The sequence below is a fragment of the Peribacillus sp. V2I11 genome (assembly GCF_030817135.1).
GTDB classification, from domain to species: Bacteria; Bacillota; Bacilli; order Bacillales; family DSM-1321; genus Peribacillus; species Peribacillus simplex.
The window spans coordinates 1900022-1924310 of the sequence record NZ_JAUSYW010000001.1; the positions used below are offsets into that span (position 1 = coordinate 1900022).

The following is a 24289-nucleotide window of genomic DNA, read 5'->3' on the forward strand; positions in this document are numbered from 1 at the left end:
TTTTCTTTTTTAGGAAGATTCTCTAATAATCAGTTCTGGATTCAATATGATTCGCTGTTGTTCACGTTCAATTTTCTCCATTTGCTGATACAGAAGATTCGCTGCCTCTTTTCCAATACGTCTAGGGAATGAGGAAATGGTCGTTAGCGGCGGATGATAGATTTCTGCGACTGGAACGTTATCGAACCCTACGATATCTATATCTTTTCCAGGAGTAAATCCTTTCATCATTAATCCTTGCATAACACCGAAGGCAATTAAGTCGCTAAAGCAAAAAATCGCGGTAGGCGGATTAGGATTCTCAAGTACTTTCAAAACAGCCTCCAGCCCTCCCTCCCGTGTAGGGGCACTATCTATCACCAACGATTCATCAACTTCCAATCCCGCTCTTGAAAGAGCTTCACGATATCCCTCCATTCTCTCGATCCAAGTAGAAGATTCCTTGATGCCACCAAGGAGCGCAATTCTTTTATGCCCCTTTCCAAGGAGATGATCAACAGCTATCCTGGCTCCTTCTGGATAGTCTATGCCTACATAGTCGCTATTCACTCCAGGCAGTTCCCTGACAGCAAGGACCATCGGCGTGTCAATTTCATTTAACCGTTCAATTGTATCTTGTGAGCTTTCAGAGACAGGACAAAGAATCAGGCCTCCCACCCTATGTTCCATCATGGTTGAAAGGAGATGGTCCTGCTTGGCAACCGAGTCGAATGTAGTCCCCAGCAACACTGTATACCCGACCTCATCCAATGCATCGTGAACGCCTATCAGGAATTCAGAAAAAAAGGTATTTGATATGTCGGTAATAATGATTCCTACAGTATCCGAACTCTGCGACCTTAGGTTTGCTGCAATTCTATCGTAAACATAACCCAATTCATGCATGGATTTTAATACCTTTTTTCGCGTCGCTTCCGATATTCGAGGGTTATTGCGAACGATAAGGGAAGCGGTGGATGTAGATACCCCAGCATGTTTCGCAACCTGTTGCAGCGTGACCCGCCCTTTTTTGGATTGTTTCATAGTTCAATCACCATCTTGAATGTATTTTTGATGTACTTATTATTATCATGTTCTTACTATAATATAGTTACGGTCATTATTACACCCTTGCTTTTGGAACAAAGGTATCTCATCGATCAATACTCACTCCAATACATCTATATCCAATATTCATTAGTCCAAAAAAAAACGCCACCCTAGTTCTAGAAGATGGAGTTTTAAGTAATCCTTCAATAATTTTCAGCCATGGTTAAATATGTTCTGGGGCTGTGTCAATTTTTTATACCGGTAATAAACAAAAGCTGCAGCCAGGATTCCTATAGTTGTAATAAAGCAATCGAAAAGAAATATATGCGATATATCCCCACTCTTAGCGAGCAAGCCTGTTGCAATTGGTAAGATGACGCTCGCCAAACTGGATGCCGTCGCAACGATCCCTGTTACAGTTCCTTTTTTCCTCCAGAAAAGTTCAGTCATTATCGCAATGGTTAATTGAAATATCCCAGCTGTCGAGGCTCCAAGGAAAAAGGAGCTAATACTTAAGACAATAGGTAAATGAATCGTTAATATGATGATTACCGTAAGTAAAGTAATCATTGGATAAAGCAATATCACCGTCACTGGCTTAATCCATTTGTTTAATAAGATGGATAATAGCAGGACGGAAATAAGTGATCCAATACTATAATAGCTCAATAATTTAATTGCACTTGAAGATGACATCCCTGCGACTTCCTGGCCAAAACTCGGTAACCAGATTTGCGAAACTGTAAATAACGCAGTTGATGTAAACCCAATTATGATTAGCGCGACTCCTTCGTTCCAGAATTTAGGCTCAGTTATGAACCTGTTCATATGCAAATCCTCCTCATTACTGACAGCATCGGATTTGCTTTTTGGGAATGAAGCGGACAATACAAAAAACGTATTCATGAAATAGATGACAGCCGGTAATACAAATGCAAACCCGTAAAATAATTGGTTCGTAGTAAGAAACAAGATCATGAATGGTAGGATGGTTGCACCAAGTGAACCAAAAGCCTTAACCATAACACTGGCGGAACCAGCAGACTCAGGAAACATTTCAGTTAGCGCCGGATATGTACCAGCATCCATGGCTGAGTTGGAAATTCCCGCAAGTAGAGCAAATACATAGGCCATTTCATATGTTGGGGAAAATGGAATCCCGATTAAAAAAACTCCCATTATAACCGAAGAGACAATGATCAATGGCTTTCTTCCAAATTTATCTGATAATACTCCCGAGAGACCATACGTGAGTAATCTGCCTATTCCTATTGCTGCAATAAGATAACTGATGCCTGTAGAATCCGTATCCCATTGTTCTGTTAAAGAGGACATGTTTGAGGCGAGAATTATATTAACCATCCCCAGTAGGAAATAGTTAATATACATGCCAGATGCCGCTTTAAAATACTGATTTTTCATTATTACACCCCTAAATAAATCACGTTGTGTTTCTCCCCTAGAACACTTTAATGCAACATGTAATTACATTAAAGCCTCCCCTTTATGTTATCCATTTAAATGAAAACCACTTTTCAAAAAAAAACGCTAAGAAAAACAAGGGATTTCACTCCCTGCATTTCTTAGCTCCGAGGCTTCAGAACTCATTTGATGTAATCATTTAAAGATGATGAACAACGAGTATCAAAAAACCTCTATTACGATAAAATGGAGAATGATCTCCAGAGTGGAATCATATTATTCTGCAAACAATTGCTCTTTGATGTATTCAACAGGCATTTGTTGACCTGTCCATAATTCAAAGGCCAATGCACCTTGCCAAAGCATCATCCCAAGACCATTAATAGCTGTAGCGCCGGCTGCCTCAGCTTGTTCCATTAGTTTAGATTTACGTGGGATATAAACAACATCGGTTACGATTAAATCAGGACGCAGCATTGATTCGTCTCGAATGACACTTAAGCCTTCAAGTGGTTTCATGCCAACGCCGGTTCCATTTGCCAAAATATCACTAGTTGCGATTTCAGCCTTTAATTGTTCAACATTTTCGAGAGGGTATACATTGGCTTTCACATTTAAGTGCTTCATATCTTCATTGATGATTCGTACATTCTCTTCTGCTTGCGGGAAGAAAGCATCATCACGAGCAAAAATGCTGATTTCCGCCACACCTTCCAGCGCAGATTGAATGGCAATTGGAGTGGCAGCCCCACCAGAACCGATAAGAGTCATTTTCTTGCCTTTAATATCTATACCATGTTCTTTTAGGTTCCGAGTATATCCCATTCCATCGGTACTGTGCCCTACGAACTTTCCATCGACATTGACAACTGTATTAACGGCCCCAGAAAATTTAGCACTGTCTGCCAACTCATCAAGATATGGAAGGATTTTCATTTTATTAGGCATGGAGACGTTAAATCCTTTTACATTTAATGCACGCATCCCTTTGACTGCATCTTCCAGCTGTTCATTTCCAACTTCAAATGCTAAATAGGCGCAATTCAAGCCTAATTTATCAAAAGCTAAATTATGCATGGCAGGTGATAAAGAATGTCCGATAGGTGTTGCCAGCAATCCTATTAATTTTGTTTTCCCATTAATTCGTCCTAGATTTCCCATGTTCTATTCCCCCTGATTTTTAAAACTTTATATAAATTCCTTCTTGGAAGGAATTATGAGTTAAATATTTTGATCAATGATCTCCAATACATCTCTTAATTGAGTAACAGGAATTTGTCCTGGGGCAGATGCTTCTTTTCCGGCACCGAATGTACAAGCAGATCCAAACACCGCACCTGATAATCGGCTGACCAGGCCTGTGCCCGACATTGACATCGTAATGAATGGACGATCGGCATACTTTGTTTTCATCGTGTAAGTTGCATCTAATAAAACGAGTAAGTCACCAACTGTTTGGGGCATTACAGCGATTTTTGGAATATGGGCGCCAAATTCCTGCATTTTACGCAATCGGTAAATGATTTCTTCTTTAGCTGGTGTCTTATCGAAATCATGGTTACACATCACTACGTATACGCCATTTTCCTCTGCTACCTTTACAATCTCCTTCACTGATGATTCCTCAAAAAACAACTCCACATCGACAAGATCAATATTCTTCGTTCCAATTGCAGCATGAAGAAGTTGGAAATAATAATCATCGCTGATTTCCTTGTTCCCGCCTTCTTTATGGCTTCTAAAAGTGAAAAGCAGCAAAGTATTTGGTACAGCACTTCTAAGTTTAGAAATCATATCCGAAACAGCTTCTAAGTTTTCAACCTGTTCATAGACATCTACTCGCCATTCAATGATATCCGGATCTAAGGCATTTACCGTTTCAACTTCTTTAAGCAGTTCTTCTTCAGTTGTCCCCATTAGTGGAACGATGATCTTTGGTACCCCTTCTCCGATCGTTACGTCTTTGATCGTGATTGTTTGCATGGATTTTTCCCCCTTTTAATCATTATCATCAGTGGAGATTCATGCCCCACTGATGTTCGGCTAGGCCGTTTAATTGGAAACCTTAATTACTTTTTTATATCGATAGGCAACAAATACGGCCAATAAGATACTAACTACCGCTATTGCCACATCAAATAAGAAGACTGCAGTTAAACCAGCGCTCTTAGAAATGATACCTGTAACGAAAGGTATGATGATAAAGGCTGAACTAGCTGCAATGTTTACATATGAAGTAATCGTCCCTTTATTGGCTGGGAAGAATTCTGTTATTATCGTCATGGCTAATTGGAACACCCCTGCAGTTGAAAGCCCAATGAAGAAAGCGCTCAAAACAGTCATAAATGGTTGTTGGATGTAAATGAGTGACAATAAAGATAATGCTGCAATGATCGGATAGATAATCATGACGGTAATGGGCTTAATTACTTTATTCAATAGAACTGCTAGTAAAATGACAGAAACAAGGGAGCCAATGCTATAGTAACTAAGCAATTGAACAGCCTTAGCTTGGGTTAACCCCAATACGTCTTGTCCAAAGTTCGGGAGCCAGACTTGAACCAACATGAATAAAGCAGTTGATGTGAAGCCCAATAGTATGACGGCCACCCCCTCCTGGGCAAACTTCGGTTTTGAGAGGAATTGGTGTTGAACAGGCACCGCTTGTTTATCATCTTGAGTCTGGCTTTGAGCTTTATGATCCGGGAATGAAACCTTGAGCAGGAAAAATCCATTAACAAGATAAACAGCAGCCATTAAGAAGAATGTATACCCGTAAAACATATCTCTAGCTATAAAGAACGCCATGATAAATGGAAGAAGTGCGGCACCGACTGAAACGAACGCTTTTATTAATACGGTAGCGGAACCAGCTTTCTTTTGAAAAGCCTCAATAAGTGCTGGATACGTACCAGCGTCCAAAAATGAGTTTGCAATACCAGCACATACAGCAAATATAAATGCCAATGTATAGTTAGGAGCCAAAGGTATACCTATGAGGAAGATTAGGTAGATAAAAGATGCTGAAACAACAAATGGTTTCCTTCCTAATTTATCCGACATTCTGCCGGCGAAAAACAAAGAAACTAACTTACCGATTCCTATAGCAGAGACCAAGTAACTTATCCCTGAGGCACTTGTATTTAATTGATTGGACAAATTTTCCATATTTGACCCGATGATAATATTGATCATGCCTAAAATAAAATAGCTAATATATAAACCTGTGGCCATTTTTATAAATGGATTTTTCATGAAACACACCCCTATTAAAAAAGTTATCGAAAAGTAATTTGATTCTTAAGTCTTTCAGAAGTTGCCCCCTTGCCCCATACCATAAATACAAAATTACATACTAAATAATAAGCTTCATTAAGTTAACCTACATCAGTTAGTACATCGTTCTACTAACTTCCAGCATAACTAATATCGTTCTACTAATCTTAGATTAATGTTAGTATATCGTTCTACTAATTCTGAGCAATTAGTTTCTAAACTCAATAGGTATTGAATTAACACTAATGCTAAAGTTAAAGTTAAAGTTAATTAGTTAACTTTATTTAGTATATCGTTCTACTAAATTATTATACTGCGCTAATTTAATTGTGTCAAACTCACGAAGCAGTCCTTAATAACTATAAAGCGATACCTCATACTCTTTATTTCTATATTTCGAAGTGCTCATCTTCGATCTCATTTATCTTATAAGTTTAGCCATACCTTGGATTTGTTACTGCTCATACAAGATGAAGAATATTTTTATTTGCTGCGGCACAAGTATTTTATCATTTATGATTGTCTCCTACTATTTCGATATTCCCCACTTTTTAGTTACCAGTTTCTGAATAAATTTCTTTTTATCCAAAATATATGTACTGCTGCTTATTTAAATTCAATTCTCCAGTTATTTGTAATCGAATTAAATAACCCATATCCCTGTCTAAGTAAGGCTGGAAGGATATCTCGCTTATACATTTCAGGGTGGGTCAAAACCATTCTCAATATAAAATGAGATCAATTTTCAATTTCCCCTTCTCAAGGGTGAAATAACAACTTCTATATAATAGAAATAATTTTCACAAAGCTTTTTAGCTTATAATGCAAAAAAGACCAGCCGGATGGCTGATCTTTTTAAATGGCTTGGCGGCGTCCTACTCTCACAGGGGGAAACCCCCAACTACCATCGGCGCTGAAGAGCTTAACTGCCGTGTTCGGAATGGGAACGGGTGTGACCTCTTCGCTATCGCCACCAAACATGAAAGGAACGTTGTTCCTTCAAAACTAGATAATAAGAAGGTATTTCATTTTTTTAAAGCGTTGGTTAAGTCCTCGATCTATTAGTATCAGTCAGCTCCACATGTCGCCACGCTTCCACCTCTGACCTATCAACCTGATCATCTTTCAGGGATCTTACTAGCTTGCGCCATGGGAAATCTCATCTTGAGGGGGGCTTCATGCTTAGATGCTTTCAGCACTTATCCCGTCCGCACGTAGCTACCCAGCTATGCCTTTGGCAAGACAACTGGTACACCAGCGGTGCGTCCATCCCGGTCCTCTCGTACTAAGGACAGCTCCTCTCAAATTTCCTGCGCCCGCGACGGATAGGGACCGAACTGTCTCACGACGTTCTGAACCCAGCTCGCGTACCGCTTTAATGGGCGAACAGCCCAACCCTTGGGACCGACTACAGCCCCAGGATGCGATGAGCCGACATCGAGGTGCCAAACCTCCCCGTCGATGTGGACTCTTGGGGGAGATAAGCCTGTTATCCCCGGGGTAGCTTTTATCCGTTGAGCGATGGCCCTTCCATGCGGAACCACCGGATCACTAAGCCCGACTTTCGTCCCTGCTCGACTTGTAGGTCTCGCAGTCAAGCTCCCTTGTGCCTTTACACTCTACGAATGATTTCCAACCATTCTGAGGGAACCTTTGGGCGCCTCCGTTACTCTTTAGGAGGCGACCGCCCCAGTCAAACTGCCCACCTGACACTGTCTCCCACCCCGATAAGGGGCGCGGGTTAGAATTTCAATACAGCCAGGGTAGTATCCCACCAACGCCTCCACCGAAGCTAGCGCTCCGGCTTCTCAGGCTCCTACCTATCCTGTACAAGCTGTACCAAAATTCAATATCAGGCTGCAGTAAAGCTCCACGGGGTCTTTCCGTCCTGTCGCGGGTAACCTGCATCTTCACAGGTACTATAATTTCACCGAGTCTCTCGTTGAGACAGTGCCCAGATCGTTACACCTTTCGTGCGGGTCGGAACTTACCCGACAAGGAATTTCGCTACCTTAGGACCGTTATAGTTACGGCCGCCGTTTACTGGGGCTTCGGTTCAAAGCTTCGCTTGCGCTAACCTCTCCCCTTAACCTTCCAGCACCGGGCAGGTGTCAGCCCCTATACTTCGCCTTGCGGCTTCGCAGAGACCTGTGTTTTTGCTAAACAGTCGCCTGGGCCTATTCACTGCGGCTTTTCTGGGCTATTCACCCTAAAAAGCACCCCTTCTCCCGAAGTTACGGGGTCATTTTGCCGAGTTCCTTAACGAGAGTTCTCTCGCACACCTTAGGATTCTCTCCTCGCCTACCTGTGTCGGTTTGCGGTACGGGCACCTTACATCTCACTAGAGGCTTTTCTTGGCAGCGTGGAATCAGGAACTTCGGTACTATATTTCCCTCGCCATCACAGCTCCGCCTTAATGGAAACGGGATTTGCCTCGTTTCCGGCCTAACTGCTTGGACGCGCATATCCAACAGCGCGCTTACCCTATCCTTCTGCGTCCCCCCATCGTTCAAACGATGTATAGGTGGTACAGGAATATCAACCTGTTGTCCATCGCCTACGCCTTTCGGCCTCGGCTTAGGTCCCGACTAACCCTGAGCGGACGAGCCTTCCTCAGGAAACCTTAGGCATTCGGTGGAAGGGATTCTCACCCTTCTTTCGCTACTCATACCGGCATTCTCACTTCTAAGCGCTCCACCAGTCCTTCCGGTCTGACTTCAACGCCCTTAGAACGCTCTCCTACCATCGACACCTAATGGTGTCAATCCACAGCTTCGGTGATACGTTTAGCCCCGGTACATTTTCGGCGCGGAGTCACTCGACCAGTGAGCTATTACGCACTCTTTAAATGGTGGCTGCTTCTAAGCCAACATCCTGGTTGTCTAAGCAACTCCACATCCTTTTCCACTTAACGTATACTTTGGGACCTTAGCTGGTGGTCTGGGCTGTTTCCCTTTCGACTACGGATCTTATCACTCGCAGTCTGACTCCCAAGAATAAGTATTTGGCATTCGGAGTTTGACTGAATTCGGTAACCCGTTGGGGGCCCCTAGTCCAATCAGTGCTCTACCTCCAATACTCTCATCTTGAGGCTAGCCCTAAAGCTATTTCGGAGAGAACCAGCTATCTCCAGGTTCGATTGGAATTTCTCCGCTACCCACACCTCATCCCCGCACTTTTCAACGTGCGTGGGTTCGGGCCTCCATTCAGTGTTACCTGAACTTCACCCTGGACATGGGTAGATCACCTGGTTTCGGGTCTACGACCTCATACTCATTCGCCCTATTCAGACTCGCTTTCGCTGCGGCTCCGTCTCATCAACTTAACCTCGCATGAAATCGTAACTCGCCGGTTCATTCTACAAAAGGCACGCCATTACCCATTAACGGGCTTTGACTACTTGTAGGCACACGGTTTCAGGATCTATTTCACTCCCCTTCCGGGGTGCTTTTCACCTTTCCCTCACGGTACTGGTTCACTATCGGTCACTAGGGAGTATTTAGCCTTGGGAGATGGTCCTCCCTGCTTCCGACGGGATTTCTCGTGTCCCGCCGTACTCAGGATCCACTCAGGAGGGAACGAAGTTTCAACTACAGGGTTTTTACCTTCTTCGACGGATCTTTCCAGATCGCTTCATTTACCCCGTTCCTTTGTAACTCCATGTTGAGTGTCCTACAACCCCAAGAGGCAAGCCTCTTGGTTTGGGCTAATTCCGTTTCGCTCGCCGCTACTCAGGAAATCGCATTTGCTTTCTCTTCCTCCGGGTACTTAGATGTTTCAGTTCCCCGGGTCTGCCTTCAGTACCCTATGTATTCAGGTAAAGATACTGTTCCATTACGAACAGTGGGTTTCCCCATTCGGAAATCTCCGGATCAAAGCTTACTTACAGCTCCCCGAAGCATATCGGTGTTAGTCCCGTCCTTCATCGGCTCCTAGTGCCAAGGCATCCACCGTGCGCCCTTTCTAACTTAACCGTTAAAAAAGATCTTACAGATGCTTTGAAAAAAATTAATTGCCTTCTATCTATTATCTAGTTTTCAAGGAACAAAGCAGAAAGAATCCATCACATCGTGATGTTTGTCTTTCCTATTTGAATGAATCACTCATTCAAAACTGAACAAAACAAAAGCGCTCTCGTAATTATCCTTAGAAAGGAGGTGATCCAGCCGCACCTTCCGATACGGCTACCTTGTTACGACTTCACCCCAATCATCTGTCCCACCTTAGGCGGCTGGCTCCATGAAGGTTACCTCACCGACTTCGGGTGTTACAAACTCTCGTGGTGTGACGGGCGGTGTGTACAAGGCCCGGGAACGTATTCACCGCGGCATGCTGATCCGCGATTACTAGCGATTCCGGCTTCATGTAGGCGAGTTGCAGCCTACAATCCGAACTGAGAATGGCTTTATGGGATTCGCTTACCTTCGCAGGTTTGCAGCCCTTTGTACCATCCATTGTAGCACGTGTGTAGCCCAGGTCATAAGGGGCATGATGATTTGACGTCATCCCCACCTTCCTCCGGTTTGTCACCGGCAGTCACCTTAGAGTGCCCAACTGAATGCTGGCAACTAAGATCAAGGGTTGCGCTCGTTGCGGGACTTAACCCAACATCTCACGACACGAGCTGACGACAACCATGCACCACCTGTCACTCTGTCCCCCGAAGGGGAAAGTCCTATCTCTAGGGTTGTCAGAGGATGTCAAGACCTGGTAAGGTTCTTCGCGTTGCTTCGAATTAAACCACATGCTCCACCGCTTGTGCGGGCCCCCGTCAATTCCTTTGAGTTTCAGCCTTGCGGCCGTACTCCCCAGGCGGAGTGCTTAATGCGTTAGCTGCAGCACTAAAGGGCGGAAACCCTCTAACACTTAGCACTCATCGTTTACGGCGTGGACTACCAGGGTATCTAATCCTGTTTGCTCCCCACGCTTTCGCGCCTCAGTGTCAGTTACAGACCAGAAAGTCGCCTTCGCCACTGGTGTTCCTCCAAATCTCTACGCATTTCACCGCTACACTTGGAATTCCACTTTCCTCTTCTGCACTCAAGTTCCCCAGTTTCCAATGACCCTCCACGGTTGAGCCGTGGGCTTTCACATCAGACTTAAGGAACCACCTGCGCGCGCTTTACGCCCAATAATTCCGGACAACGCTTGCCACCTACGTATTACCGCGGCTGCTGGCACGTAGTTAGCCGTGGCTTTCTGGTTAGGTACCGTCAAGGTACCAGCAGTTACTCTGGTACTTGTTCTTCCCTAACAACAGAACTTTACGACCCGAAGGCCTTCTTCGTTCACGCGGCGTTGCTCCGTCAGACTTTCGTCCATTGCGGAAGATTCCCTACTGCTGCCTCCCGTAGGAGTCTGGGCCGTGTCTCAGTCCCAGTGTGGCCGATCACCCTCTCAGGTCGGCTACGCATCGTCGCCTTGGTGAGCCATTACCTCACCAACTAGCTAATGCGCCGCGGGCCCATCTATAAGTGACAGCGTAGACCGTCTTTCCATCTTCTCTCATGCGAGAAAAGAACGTATCCGGTATTAGCTCCGGTTTCCCGAAGTTATCCCAGTCTTATAGGCAGGTTGCCCACGTGTTACTCACCCGTCCGCCGCTAATCTCAGGGAGCAAGCTCCCATCGATTCGCTCGACTTGCATGTATTAGGCACGCCGCCAGCGTTCGTCCTGAGCCAGGATCAAACTCTCCGAAGAAATGTTTGACTTGCTCATTTGCTTTTTTGATAGTGTGTGCTCACTTAAAATTTAACGTTGGCGCTTTGTTTTGTTCAGTTTTCAAAGAGCAATTTTCACAATCGTTCTTTCGAACGGCTGTTTATTCATCATAACATCTTATTGATTAGTTGTCAACTTCTGCGAAGTTTTTAACTTATTTTAAATCGCTGTGTTTTTCAGCGACCATTTCATCTTATCATTTTCATAGTAAGAAGTCAATAGTTATTTTTTCTTTCAGCAATCAGCCAAAAGTGATGAAGTTTTTCGTTTGTCTTAGTGGTACTTATTTATATTAATCCTTTCCCACTATAAAGTCAACACATTTCACAATAAATAATTCTTTTTCTCAAAGTTAGATCAAGAATGGTCTCAAAGGTCCGTTTTGCTAAAGAAAAATACACACATTAGTTGGAAAGATCTGAAGGTATCCCGACAAAGCATTTAAGGTTTTTATCTTTTTGGCTGTTTTCGTAAAGTTTGTTTTTTCAGCAAAGGAATATTATGGGATATAAAAATAGTAAGTAATCTTTTTTAAGGAGTGATTAAATGGCATATGTTTATACTTTTTTTGTTATTTCTGTAATAGGCTTTCATAAGGTCATGAAAAAAGATCGCTGTTTTCGCATACAATGTTGCTTTCTTGACCACATAATAAAAGACTGCTTTACACTGTCTTACCGTTATTTGATTTCTCTTCATAATGAATGTGATACACAAAAAAAGACCAGCCGGATGGCTGATCTTTGAAATGGCTTGGCGGCGTCCTACTCTCACAGGGGGAAACCCCCAACTACCATCGGCGCTGAAGAGCTTAACTGCCGTGTTCGGAATGGGAACGGGTGTGACCTCTTCGCTATCGCCACCAAACATGAAAGGAACGTTGTTCCTTCAAAACTAGATAATAAGAAGGTATTTCATTTTTTTAAAGCGTTGGTTAAGTCCTCGATCTATTAGTATCAGTCAGCTCCACATGTCGCCACGCTTCCACCTCTGACCTATCAACCTGATCATCTTTCAGGGATCTTACTAGCTTGCGCCATGGGAAATCTCATCTTGAGGGGGGCTTCATGCTTAGATGCTTTCAGCACTTATCCCGTCCGCACGTAGCTACCCAGCTATGCCTTTGGCAAGACAACTGGTACACCAGCGGTGCGTCCATCCCGGTCCTCTCGTACTAAGGACAGCTCCTCTCAAATTTCCTGCGCCCGCGACGGATAGGGACCGAACTGTCTCACGACGTTCTGAACCCAGCTCGCGTACCGCTTTAATGGGCGAACAGCCCAACCCTTGGGACCGACTACAGCCCCAGGATGCGATGAGCCGACATCGAGGTGCCAAACCTCCCCGTCGATGTGGACTCTTGGGGGAGATAAGCCTGTTATCCCCGGGGTAGCTTTTATCCGTTGAGCGATGGCCCTTCCATGCGGAACCACCGGATCACTAAGCCCGACTTTCGTCCCTGCTCGACTTGTAGGTCTCGCAGTCAAGCTCCCTTGTGCCTTTACACTCTACGAATGATTTCCAACCATTCTGAGGGAACCTTTGGGCGCCTCCGTTACTCTTTAGGAGGCGACCGCCCCAGTCAAACTGCCCACCTGACACTGTCTCCCACCCCGATAAGGGGCGCGGGTTAGAATTTCAATACAGCCAGGGTAGTATCCCACCAACGCCTCCACCGAAGCTAGCGCTCCGGCTTCTCAGGCTCCTACCTATCCTGTACAAGCTGTACCAAAATTCAATATCAGGCTGCAGTAAAGCTCCACGGGGTCTTTCCGTCCTGTCGCGGGTAACCTGCATCTTCACAGGTACTATAATTTCACCGAGTCTCTCGTTGAGACAGTGCCCAGATCGTTACACCTTTCGTGCGGGTCGGAACTTACCCGACAAGGAATTTCGCTACCTTAGGACCGTTATAGTTACGGCCGCCGTTTACTGGGGCTTCGGTTCAAAGCTTCGCTTGCGCTAACCTCTCCCCTTAACCTTCCAGCACCGGGCAGGTGTCAGCCCCTATACTTCGCCTTGCGGCTTCGCAGAGACCTGTGTTTTTGCTAAACAGTCGCCTGGGCCTATTCACTGCGGCTTTTCTGGGCTATTCACCCTAAAAAGCACCCCTTCTCCCGAAGTTACGGGGTCATTTTGCCGAGTTCCTTAACGAGAGTTCTCTCGCACACCTTAGGATTCTCTCCTCGCCTACCTGTGTCGGTTTGCGGTACGGGCACCTTACATCTCACTAGAGGCTTTTCTTGGCAGCGTGGAATCAGGAACTTCGGTACTATATTTCCCTCGCCATCACAGCTCCGCCTTAATGGAAACGGGATTTGCCTCGTTTCCGGCCTAACTGCTTGGACGCGCATATCCAACAGCGCGCTTACCCTATCCTTCTGCGTCCCCCCATCGTTCAAACGATGTATAGGTGGTACAGGAATATCAACCTGTTGTCCATCGCCTACGCCTTTCGGCCTCGGCTTAGGTCCCGACTAACCCTGAGCGGACGAGCCTTCCTCAGGAAACCTTAGGCATTCGGTGGAAGGGATTCTCACCCTTCTTTCGCTACTCATACCGGCATTCTCACTTCTAAGCGCTCCACCAGTCCTTCCGGTCTGACTTCAACGCCCTTAGAACGCTCTCCTACCATCGACACCTAATGGTGTCAATCCACAGCTTCGGTGATACGTTTAGCCCCGGTACATTTTCGGCGCGGAGTCACTCGACCAGTGAGCTATTACGCACTCTTTAAATGGTGGCTGCTTCTAAGCCAACATCCTGGTTGTCTAAGCAACTCCACATCCTTTTCCACTTAACGTATACTTTGGGACCTTAGCTGGTGGTCTGGGCTGTTTCCCTTTCGACTACGGATCTTATCACTCGCAGTCTGACTCCCAAGAATAAGTATTTGGCATTCGGAGTTTGACTGAATTCGGTAACCCGTTGGGGGCCCCTAGTCCAATCAGTGCTCTACCTCCAATACTCTCATCTTGAGGCTAGCCCTAAAGCTATTTCGGAGAGAACCAGCTATCTCCAGGTTCGATTGGAATTTCTCCGCTACCCACACCTCATCCCCGCACTTTTCAACGTGCGTGGGTTCGGGCCTCCATTCAGTGTTACCTGAACTTCACCCTGGACATGGGTAGATCACCTGGTTTCGGGTCTACGACCTCATACTCATTCGCCCTATTCAGACTCGCTTTCGCTGCGGCTCCGTCTCATCAACTTAACCTCGCATGAAATCGTAACTCGCCGGTTCATTCTACAAAAGGCACGCCATTACCCATTAACGGGCTTTGACTACTTGTAGGCACACGGTTTCAGGATCTATTTCACTCCCCTTCCGGGGTGCTTTTCACCTTTCCCTCACGGTACTGGTTCACTATCGGTCACTAGGGAGTATTTAGCCTTGGGAGATGGTCCTCCCTGCTTCCGACGGGATTTCTCGTGTCCCGCCGTACTCAGGATCCACTCAGGAGGGAACGAAGTTTCAACTACAGGGTTTTTACCTTCTTTGACGGACCTTTCCAGATCGCTTCATTTACCCCGTTCCTTTGTAACTCCATGTTGAGTGTCCTACAACCCCAAGAGGCAAGCCTCTTGGTTTGGGCTAATTCCGTTTCGCTCGCCGCTACTCAGGAAATCGCATTTGCTTTCTCTTCCTCCGGGTACTTAGATGTTTCAGTTCCCCGGGTCTGCCTTCAGTACCCTATGTATTCAGGTAAAGATACTGTTCCATTACGAACAGTGGGTTTCCCCATTCGGAAATCTCCGGATCAAAGCTTACTTACAGCTCCCCGAAGCATATCGGTGTTAGTCCCGTCCTTCATCGGCTCCTAGTGCCAAGGCATCCACCGTGCGCCCTTTCTAACTTAACCGTTAAAAAAGATCTTACAGATGCTTTGAAAAAAATTAATTGCCTTCTATCTATTATCTAGTTTTCAAGGAACAAAGCAGAAAGAATCCATCACATCGTGATGTTTGTCTTTCCTATTTGAATGAATCACTCATTCAAAACTGAACAAAACAAAAGCGCTCTCGTAATTATCCTTAGAAAGGAGGTGATCCAGCCGCACCTTCCGATACGGCTACCTTGTTACGACTTCACCCCAATCATCTGTCCCACCTTAGGCGGCTGGCTCCATGAAGGTTACCTCACCGACTTCGGGTGTTACAAACTCTCGTGGTGTGACGGGCGGTGTGTACAAGGCCCGGGAACGTATTCACCGCGGCATGCTGATCCGCGATTACTAGCGATTCCGGCTTCATGTAGGCGAGTTGCAGCCTACAATCCGAACTGAGAATGGCTTTATGGGATTCGCTTACCTTCACAGGTTTGCAGCCCTTTGTACCATCCATTGTAGCACGTGTGTAGCCCAGGTCATAAGGGGCATGATGATTTGACGTCATCCCCACCTTCCTCCGGTTTGTCACCGGCAGTCACCTTAGAGTGCCCAACTGAATGCTGGCAACTAAGATCAAGGGTTGCGCTCGTTGCGGGACTTAACCCAACATCTCACGACACGAGCTGACGACAACCATGCACCACCTGTCACTCTGTCCCCCGAAGGGGAAAGCCCTATCTCTAGGGTTGTCAGAGGATGTCAAGACCTGGTAAGGTTCTTCGCGTTGCTTCGAATTAAACCACATGCTCCACCGCTTGTGCGGGCCCCCGTCAATTCCTTTGAGTTTCAGCCTTGCGGCCGTACTCCCCAGGCGGAGTGCTTAATGCGTTAGCTGCAGCACTAAAGGGCGGAAACCCTCTAACACTTAGCACTCATCGTTTACGGCGTGGACTACCAGGGTATCTAATCCTGTTTGCTCCCCACGCTTTCGCGCCTCAGTGTCAGTTACAGACCAGAAAGTCGCCTTCGCCACTGGTGTTCCTCCAAATCTCTACGCATTTCACCGCTACACTTGGAATTCCACTTTCCTCTTCTGCACTCAAGTTCCCCAGTTTCCAATGACCCTCCACGGTTGAGCCGTGGGCTTTCACATCAGACTTAAGGAACCACCTGCGCGCGCTTTACGCCCAATAATTCCGGACAACGCTTGCCACCTACGTATTACCGCGGCTGCTGGCACGTAGTTAGCCGTGGCTTTCTGGTTAGGTACCGTCAAGGTACCAGCAGTTACTCTGGTACTTGTTCTTCCCTAACAACAGAACTTTACGACCCGAAGGCCTTCTTCGTTCACGCGGCGTTGCTCCGTCAGACTTTCGTCCATTGCGGAAGATTCCCTACTGCTGCCTCCCGTAGGAGTCTGGGCCGTGTCTCAGTCCCAGTGTGGCCGATCACCCTCTCAGGTCGGCTACGCATCGTCGCCTTGGTGAGCCATTACCTCACCAACTAGCTAATGCGCCGCGGGCCCATCTATAAGTGACAGCGTAAACCGTCTTTCCATCTTCTCTCATGCGAGAAAAGAACGTATCCGGTATTAGCTCCGGTTTCCCGAAGTTATCCCAGTCTTATAGGCAGGTTGCCCACGTGTTACTCACCCGTCCGCCGCTAATCTCAGGGAGCAAGCTCCCGTCGATTCGCTCGACTTGCATGTATTAGGCACGCCGCCAGCGTTCGTCCTGAGCCAGGATCAAACTCTCCGAAGAAATGTTTGACTTGCTCATTTGCTTTTTTGATAGTGTGTGCTCACTTAAAATTTAACGTTGGCGCTTTGTTTTGTTCAGTTTTCAAAGAGCAATATTTTCCATCGCTTCTTTAGCGACTTAATTAGTTTAACACCTTCCAAACATAAAGTCAACAACAAGTTATCATTTACTTGTTTGTCTTTTTTGTCTCAAGCGGTGTATTTAATATATTAGCACTTACATATATATAAGTCAATTTAATCTTTTAAAATTCCCTTCATTTTTTCATGAACCACCACCTTCTTCTATATATATACTACTTTTTTCTATAGAAGCCGGACTCTGCTAATGAATGATCAAAAACAGGAGGGCAGCTGATTATAGCCACCCTCCTGTTACTAATGATTATTTATTGATGGAAATGACGTCTGCTTCTTCCCTCTCTACATTTCCGGCCTTTTCAATCTTCACACTTTCACCTTCGGAAAGGTTAGTAAAGACGATTGGCGTAATGATAGAGCTGGCATTGTTTTTGACATACTCTATATCAACTTTAAGCAATGGCTGTCCGCTTGTCACTTTATCTCCTTGAGCGACAAGAGCTTCGAAACCTTTGCCTTCTAACTTAACTGTATCTATCCCGACATGTATCAAGATTTCACGTCCAGCTTCGGAAACGATACCTATTGCATGTTTAGTCGGGAATAGGTTAACGATCGTACCGTCTACAGGAGAAACAACCAACCCTTCCTCCGGTACAATGGCAAATCCATCACCCATCATTTTTTCAGCAAAAACTGCATCAGGTACTTCCGTGATCGGTTTTAATTCCCCTTTAATAGGTGAAACAAATCGCTCGGAAACTTCATCCGTCCGTAAAGGTTTCGGGACGATATCCTCAATTTGTTTTTCTACGCCCTCTTCAGGAGAGGCTTCTACTTTACGAGGCCTTTTTCCATCGATGATATCTTTCATTTGCCCCTTGATCGTTTCTGAACGCGGTCCGAAGATTGCCTGGATGTTATTGCCCACTTCCAGAACTCCAGCGGCACCAAGTTTTTTCAACCTATTTTTATCAACGTTACCGATGTCATTGACTGATACACGAAGACGGGTAATGCAAGCATCTAAGTGAGAAATATTTTCTTTTCCGCCCATAGCATCCAAGATATCCCCAGGGAGACTTCCAACTGTACTTGCAGACCCTTCCGCTTCCTCGTCCTCTTCCACTTCACGGCCAGGAGTTTTTAGGTTAAACGTCCTTATCGCAAATCGGAATCCAAAGTAATAGATAAGCGCAAAGACCAAACCAACCGGAATAACAATCCAAGCATTGGTTTGAGGATTAATTAAACCAAACAGTACGTAATCGATCAACCCACCCGAGAACGTCATCCCGATTTTTACGTTCAGTAAATGCATGGTCATGAATGATAGACCTGCAAACAGACAGTGAATCCCGAAAAGTACCGGTGCAACAAATAAGAATGCAAATTCAAGTGGCTCAGTAATCCCAGTCAAGAAAGATGTAAGTGCCGCAGAAGCCATCAAGCCCCCGACTATTTTCTTTCTTTCCGGTCTTGCTTCATGATAAATGGCCAAAGCCGCGGCTGGTAACCCGAACATCATAAATGGATATTTACCCGTCATGAAAGTACCTGCCGTTAAATTCTGTACGCCATCCTTAATTTGTGCCATGAAGATGGCTTGGTCTCCTCTGACTGGCGTTCCCCCGCCTTGAGGGATATAGCTGCCAAATTCGAACCAGAATGGCGAATAGAAGATATGATGCAATCCAAAAGGAATCAGCGCACGTTCTACAACCCCAAACACGAAAGCTCCCAGAGTCAGATTCGCACCCAACATATTTTCGGAAAATGAATTTAACCCCGATTGAATCGTCGGCCAAACCAAAATCATCAATAACCCAAGAATAACTGCGCTTGCGGCTGTTACAATTGGTACAAAACGTTTACCTGCAAAGAATCCTAAATAAGAAGGCAGTTCAATTTCATAAAATTTATTATACATAACAGCAGCCATGACACCGACAATAATACCGCCGAACACGCCCGTTCCCAACGTTGGGATTCCCAGAACATTGCTATACACTGCACCATTGTTCTCAATGTCAGCAGCGTCAATCCCAAGAACAGTCCCCATTGTTACATTCATAATCAAGAACCCGATAATCGCTGCCAGGCCGGCAACACCATCTCCACCAGCTAACCCAATTGCGACCCCCACAGCAAACAACAAGGGGAGATTCCCAAAAATTATATTTCCGGCATTCTCCATTACCGATGCGACCATTTCCACTCCGCCACTCGCAAGAAACGGGGCGATATCCAACAAAGTTTCGTTTTGCAATGCATTACCAAACGCAAGCAAAATTCCGGCCGCTGGTAAAATGGCTACAGGAAGCATTAAAGCTTTTCCGATTTTTTGCAAAACACCAAACAACTTCTTAAACATAGGTTTTCCTCCTCTTTACTGTTTTCCATGCTAATAAAACGGTTACATTTAACGATGGTATTCATCTTCCCACGCATCAGAATTCAAATACAAAAAAGGCATAAGCAAAGATAGGATTGAAATGAAAATTCAGGTATATAATACCCTCTTTCATAACAATCATTCTCCTCACTTATGCCTGATCGAATCAGTAACACGTAAGTTAATGTATGTTTATTTTATTTTCTTTTGTAATCGTTGGATATGCATCGTTAGATAGACAGCTTCCGCATCACAAACCGGTTTGCCTAATTTCTGCTGCATAATTTTTATTAGCTTCCAAGCGATATTGTAACACAAAGGATATTCTTCTTTCAATAGCAATGCTATTTTTTCGGGTTCCTCTACTTTTTCCTCAGCCAATACCCTGTCTATCATGAATCTTAAATGACGGACCAAACGTGTATAATCTATGCTATCCTTATTAATTTGTACGTTGAGCTGTTCTTCAACCACTTGGATAAGATGATAGATTAACTGCGAATGCTGATTGACTTCCGATAAGTCTTTATTTGATATTGCACTATGAATATGAAGCGTAATAAAGCCGATTTCCCCTTGGGGTAGGCCTATGCCTGTCTTATCTTGAATTAAGTCGATTACATCAACAGCAATATCATGTTCAAAAGGATAAAGGGTTATCGTTTCTTTCAAGAATGGGTTTTTGATAGTCATTCCTTGTGAAACACGCTGAAGGGCGAACAATAAATGATCAGTTAAACCGACATGTATATGTTCATTGAGTTTTCCAGTTACTCGGTCATTAATGAGATGAATGGATTCTATAATGGCAGCTTGAAGATTTTGATCGATCTGCGGCAAAAGTTTTTTGTAACTTTCCTGTTCCTTAACATTTTTCAGGACAAACGTTTTCTCCGCAAGTTCCGGACTCAACTCTTCGCCTTTCTTTCGGTTGAAGCCCAAGCCCTTTCCAATAGAAACGACTTCTCCATACGACGGATGCGTGGCAATCACCACATTATTGTTCAAAACCTTTTCAACGATAAAACCATTCATTTTTCTCCCTCTTTTTTTCTCAAAGTCATCCCTATGCCCCATACAGGATAAAGTACTCAGTACTTAGTCCTTTTACTATACACGATATGAGCTTTCTCTTACAACATGAAAGAAGAGCCCCGAAATCAGGACTCTCCTTACTTATTGCATTATTACTTCAAGAAAATGAAATATAGTAGGAAGACGACTCCAAGACCCCACATGATTGGGTGAACCTCTTTAGCTCTTCCTTTCATCGACATAGTGATCGGATAGAAGATGAATCCGCAAGCTATACCTGTCGCAATTGAATATGTCATAGGCATCATGATGACCGTAAAGAAGGCCGGAACCGCAATTTCGAACTTCTGCCAGTCAATATTTTTAAGTGATGATGCCATTAATACTCCGACAATAACCAATGCCGGCGCAGTCACCGCAGATGTCACAACTGAAAGAAGCGGGAAGAAGAAAAGGGATAGGACAAACAGTAAACCTGTCACTACAGCCGCAAAACCGCTTCGAGCACCAGCAGCTACACCTGATGTAGACTCCACATAAGATGTCGTGGTGGATGTACCAAGAATTGCACCTGAAACGATGGATAATGAATCAGCAAGTAATCCTTTTCCCACTCTAGGAAGAACATTATCCTTCATCAATCCAGCTTGTTGCGCGACAGCCACCAACGTTCCCGCTGTATCAAAGAAAGCTACGAACAAGAAGGTCAATATCACGATTAACATTTGACCAGTGAAGAGATCACCGGGATTTCCAAAGGCATCGAAAGCAACCCCGAATGTAGGCGCTATGCTAGGAACTGCACCGATTATTTTCTCCGGCACAGGCACTTGTCCAAAGATCATCCCTGCAATGGCTGTAATGACCATCCCTATGAACACGCCGCTTTTGACGCCTCTCGTCATCAAAATGACGGTTACGACAATTCCAAACACAGCCAATAAAGTATTCCCTGATGTCAAGTCGCCCAGTCCGACAAGAACGCTGTCATCATTCGTGATGATTCCAGCATTCTGAAACCCTACAAAAGTAATGAATAAACCGATACCGGCTCCAACTGCGTATTTCAATTCAACTGGAATTGCATTAATGATTTTCTCACGTATTCCCGATAGGGAAAGCAAAACGAAGATAATACCTGAAATCAATACTCCTGATAAAGCCGTCTGCCAAGGAATTCCAAAACCAAGTACAACGGTAAAAGCGAAGAAAGCATTCAATCCCATACCCGGCGCAAGCGAGATTGGATACCTGGCTATGAGTCCCATCAATATCGAGCCGATTGCAGCTGCTAAGGCGGTCGCTGCAAAAACCGCTCCGTAGTCCATTCTCAATTCATCCGGATAGTCCTCGATGCTTTGTAAAGTCAGCATTACAGGGTTAACGACCAGGATATATGCCATTGAAAGGAACGTAGTCAGTCCACCAAGTATTTCACGGCGATAATTGGTTCCCAGCTCGTTAAACCGAAAATAATTTTTCATTATGAGTCTCCCCTATCATAAAATCGTGCCAACAGAAAATGCCCCATTCGGTTCCGAACGGGGCTTGACTGCGGTCATGTACAGAAGTGGCGATTTATCCTCGCCAATCCATCCACATCGTAGTCAAGCCGTTCACGGCAGCTTGGTAGAAACTTTTGGGCCATATCCCCAATATTATACGACAATTATGTTTTTTTATTATTATTGGTTTAGTGTACCAGTCACCAAAATAATCGTCAATATACCAAACGAATATTTATTATGTAATTTTAGGCAACGTTCGCGTTTCGCTATATATCCCTTACTTATCACTACTATATCTTCGCCAACATACGTGAAATGTAAGTAATCTATACATCAAATACTTTATTAACAAAAAAAATCAGTGAAGGTTAGTTCCTTCACTGATTGGATGATTCTAATCTTCTATTCCCACTCGATCGTTGCAGGCGGCTTAGACGTAATGTCATACACGACGCGGTTTACATGGTTTACTTCATTAACGATTCTCGTCGAGATGATTTCAAGTACATCCCATGGGATTCTTGCCCAATCGGACGTCATTCCGTCAATGGATGTAACCGCACGGATCCCGATTGTATAGTCATACGTTCGCGCATCGCCCATTACCCCTACGCTTCGAATGTTAGGAAGCACCGTAAAGTACTGCCAAATTTCGCGTTCTAAACCATTCTTACTAATTTCTTCACGTAAGATATGGTCAGATTCACGAACGATTTCAAGTTTTTCATCTGAAATTTCGCCTAATACACGAATACCTAAACCTGGACCCGGGAATGGTTGACGCCAAACGATTTCATCTGGAATGCCCATTTCACTTCCAAGTGCACGCACTTCATCCTTGAATAGAGTGTTCAAAGGCTCAATCAATTTAAATTGCATATCTTCCGGCAGACCGCCAACATTGTGATGCGATTTAATTGTTTGTGCAGTGGCCGTACCACTTTCAATAATGTCTGTGTAAAGTGTACCCTGCGCAAGGAAATCAATTCCTTCGAGCTTCGTTGCTTCGTCATCGAATACGTAGATGAACTCGTTACCGATGATTTTCCGTTTTTGTTCCGGATCTGAAACGCCAGCAAGTTTCGATAAGAAACGTTCTTTTGCATCGACCTTGATTACGTTCATATTGAAGCCTTCACTGAATGTTTTCATTACACCTTCAGCTTCCCCTTTACGAAGTAATCCATGATCAACGAAAATACATGTCAGCTGATCGCCAATCGCTTTATGGATCAATACAGCAACAACGGATGAATCAACTCCGCCGCTCAAAGCGCATAACACTTTTTTATCTCCGACCGTTTGGCGGATTTTCTCCATCTCGATTTCAATGAAGTTCTCCATTGACCAGTCACCTTTGCAGCCACAAACGCCGAATACGAAATTTTTCAAAATGTCATTACCGTATACGGAATGACGGACTTCAGGATGGAATTGCACGGCATACAATTTACGTGACTCGTCACTCATAGCCGAAATCGGGCAAGACGGGTTCGTCCCATCAACTTCGAAACCTTCAGGCGTTTCCACCACTAAATCACCATGGCTCATCCAGACGATTTGTTCTTTCGGCAGGTCACTGAATAACTTAGACTCATTTTGGATGGCAAGTGTCGCTTTTCCGTATTCACGGTTTTTCGCTGGTTCCACTTTACCGCCAAAATGTTTAGTCATTAGCTGCATGCCATAACAAATTCCGAAAATCGGTAGGCCCATTTCGAATATGCGTTCATCACAACCAAATGCATTTGCATCATAAACACTGTTCGGACCCCCTGAGAAAATGATTCCCGTTGGGTTCATTTTCTCGATTTCTTCTACAGTAATTGTATGAGGATGAAGCTCACTGTACACACCAAATTCGCGGATACGACGAGTGATCAATTGATTATATTGGCTTCCGAAATCAAGTACTACGATCATTTCCTGGTTTTTTTGCAATTCTGTTTTCCCCGGCACAAACGTCACCTCTATCAATGTAATTCACTCATAAAATCGAGTGATGATTTCTTATAAAAAATATTATCATAAAAAAAGAAAAACTAAAAATCCACCCTCAAAAATACAGAAAAAGTACAGACGAAGGCAGATTTTCAGCTTTCCTGTTAAAATCCGCCTTCATAGTCAAATCATTTACGGTGATTCGGTAGAAACTTTCGATCCATATTATCGAGGATATATGAAGGATATATTAGTTTAAGTTAGTTTTTGTTATTGTATCAATATAATAAA

General features: G+C 44.5%; 9 protein-coding genes, 6 rRNA genes and 2 riboswitches. All 15 genes read right to left on the reverse strand.

The genetic code is table 11. The features are described from left to right. Positions 1-9: 9 nt before the first annotated feature. The 15 genes from QFZ73_RS09120 to guaA all read right to left on the reverse strand — a co-directional run bounded on the left by QFZ73_RS09120 (position 10) and on the right by guaA (position 23980). Positions 10-1023, reverse strand: coding sequence for a LacI family DNA-binding transcriptional regulator (locus tag QFZ73_RS09120; protein WP_144481205.1), 1014 nt, complete (start codon positions 1021-1023; stop codon positions 10-12). Positions 1024-1242: 219 nt separating this feature from the next. Continuing rightward, positions 1243-2451 carry an MFS transporter gene (locus tag QFZ73_RS09125; protein WP_307265518.1) on the reverse strand — a complete coding sequence of 403 codons (1209 nt, stop codon included), beginning with the start codon at positions 2449-2451 and terminating at the stop codon, positions 1243-1245. Between the two features lie 276 nt (positions 2452-2727). Next, positions 2728-3612 (reverse strand): shikimate dehydrogenase, encoded by an 885-nt coding sequence (locus tag QFZ73_RS09130; RefSeq protein ID WP_251438249.1) that lies wholly within the window; start codon positions 3610-3612, stop codon positions 2728-2730. A gap of 60 nt (positions 3613-3672) precedes the next feature. Continuing rightward, positions 3673-4434: a type I 3-dehydroquinate dehydratase gene (aroD, locus tag QFZ73_RS09135; protein WP_251438250.1), complete on the reverse strand. Its 762-nt coding sequence runs from the start codon at positions 4432-4434 to the stop codon at positions 3673-3675. 69 nt (positions 4435-4503) lie between these two features. Continuing rightward, a complete protein-coding gene (locus QFZ73_RS09140) occupies positions 4504-5706 on the reverse strand; it encodes an MFS transporter (RefSeq protein ID WP_307265524.1) in 1203 nt (400 codons plus the stop codon). Between the two features lie 883 nt (positions 5707-6589). Next, positions 6590-6705, reverse strand: a 5S ribosomal RNA gene (gene rrf, locus QFZ73_RS09145). Between the two features lie 63 nt (positions 6706-6768). Beyond that, positions 6769-9701 (reverse strand): 23S ribosomal RNA (locus QFZ73_RS09150). Positions 9702-9877: 176 nt separating this feature from the next. Further along, a 16S ribosomal RNA gene (locus QFZ73_RS09155) occupies positions 9878-11428 on the reverse strand. Positions 11429-12200: 772 nt separating this feature from the next. Continuing rightward, positions 12201-12316, reverse strand: a 5S ribosomal RNA gene (gene rrf / locus QFZ73_RS09160). A gap of 63 nt (positions 12317-12379) precedes the next feature. Then, a 23S ribosomal RNA gene (locus QFZ73_RS09165) occupies positions 12380-15312 on the reverse strand. 176 nt (positions 15313-15488) lie between these two features. Further along, positions 15489-17039: ribosomal RNA gene (locus QFZ73_RS09170) — 16S ribosomal RNA — on the reverse strand. Together the 16S, 23S and 5S rRNA genes form the textbook arrangement of a ribosomal RNA operon. 384 nt (positions 17040-17423) lie before the next feature. Next, a complete protein-coding gene (gene ptsG, locus QFZ73_RS09175) occupies positions 17424-19493 on the reverse strand; it encodes a glucose-specific PTS transporter subunit IIBC (RefSeq protein ID WP_251438124.1) in 2070 nt (689 codons plus the stop codon). A 213-nt stretch (positions 19494-19706) separates the two neighbouring features. Further along, entirely contained in the window at positions 19707-20549 is an 843-nt protein-coding gene (gene glcT, locus QFZ73_RS09180) for a glucose PTS transporter transcription antiterminator GlcT (RefSeq protein WP_251438123.1), read from the reverse strand. A 152-nt stretch (positions 20550-20701) separates the two neighbouring features. After that, on the reverse strand, positions 20702-22033 hold the full coding sequence (locus QFZ73_RS09185; protein ID WP_063235528.1) for an NCS2 family permease: 1332 nt from the start codon (positions 22031-22033) through the stop codon (positions 20702-20704). A gap of 100 nt (positions 22034-22133) precedes the next feature. After that, positions 22134-22235: riboswitch (purine riboswitch) on the reverse strand. Between the two features lie 224 nt (positions 22236-22459). Then, positions 22460-23980 (reverse strand): glutamine-hydrolyzing GMP synthase, encoded by a 1521-nt coding sequence (gene guaA, locus QFZ73_RS09190; RefSeq protein ID WP_251438126.1) that lies wholly within the window; start codon positions 23978-23980, stop codon positions 22460-22462. A gap of 178 nt (positions 23981-24158) precedes the next feature. Then, a riboswitch (purine riboswitch) is annotated at positions 24159-24260 on the reverse strand. Positions 24261-24289 lie beyond the last annotated feature (29 nt).

What these genes read in the sequence shown, in the direction of transcription:
- QFZ73_RS09120 (WP_144481205.1), bottom strand. Translation starts at nt 1,023, where the DNA reads ATGAAACAATCCAAAAAAGGGCGGGTCACGCTGCAACAGGTTGCGAAA.
- QFZ73_RS09125 (WP_307265518.1), bottom strand. Translation starts at nt 2,451, where the DNA reads ATGAAAAATCAGTATTTTAAAGCGGCATCTGGCATGTATATTAACTAT.
- QFZ73_RS09130 (WP_251438249.1), bottom strand. Translation starts at nt 3,612, where the DNA reads ATGGGAAATCTAGGACGAATTAATGGGAAAACAAAATTAATAGGATTG.
- aroD (WP_251438250.1), bottom strand. Translation starts at nt 4,434, where the DNA reads ATGCAAACAATCACGATCAAAGACGTAACGATCGGAGAAGGGGTACCA.
- QFZ73_RS09140 (WP_307265524.1), bottom strand. Translation starts at nt 5,706, where the DNA reads ATGAAAAATCCATTTATAAAAATGGCCACAGGTTTATATATTAGCTAT.
- ptsG (WP_251438124.1), bottom strand. Translation starts at nt 19,493, where the DNA reads ATGTTTAAGAAGTTGTTTGGTGTTTTGCAAAAAATCGGAAAAGCTTTA.
- glcT (WP_251438123.1), bottom strand. Translation starts at nt 20,549, where the DNA reads ATGAATGGTTTTATCGTTGAAAAGGTTTTGAACAATAATGTGGTGATT.
- QFZ73_RS09185 (WP_063235528.1), bottom strand. Translation starts at nt 22,033, where the DNA reads ATGAAAAATTATTTTCGGTTTAACGAGCTGGGAACCAATTATCGCCGT.
- guaA (WP_251438126.1), bottom strand. Translation starts at nt 23,980, where the DNA reads ATGATCGTAGTACTTGATTTCGGAAGCCAATATAATCAATTGATCACT.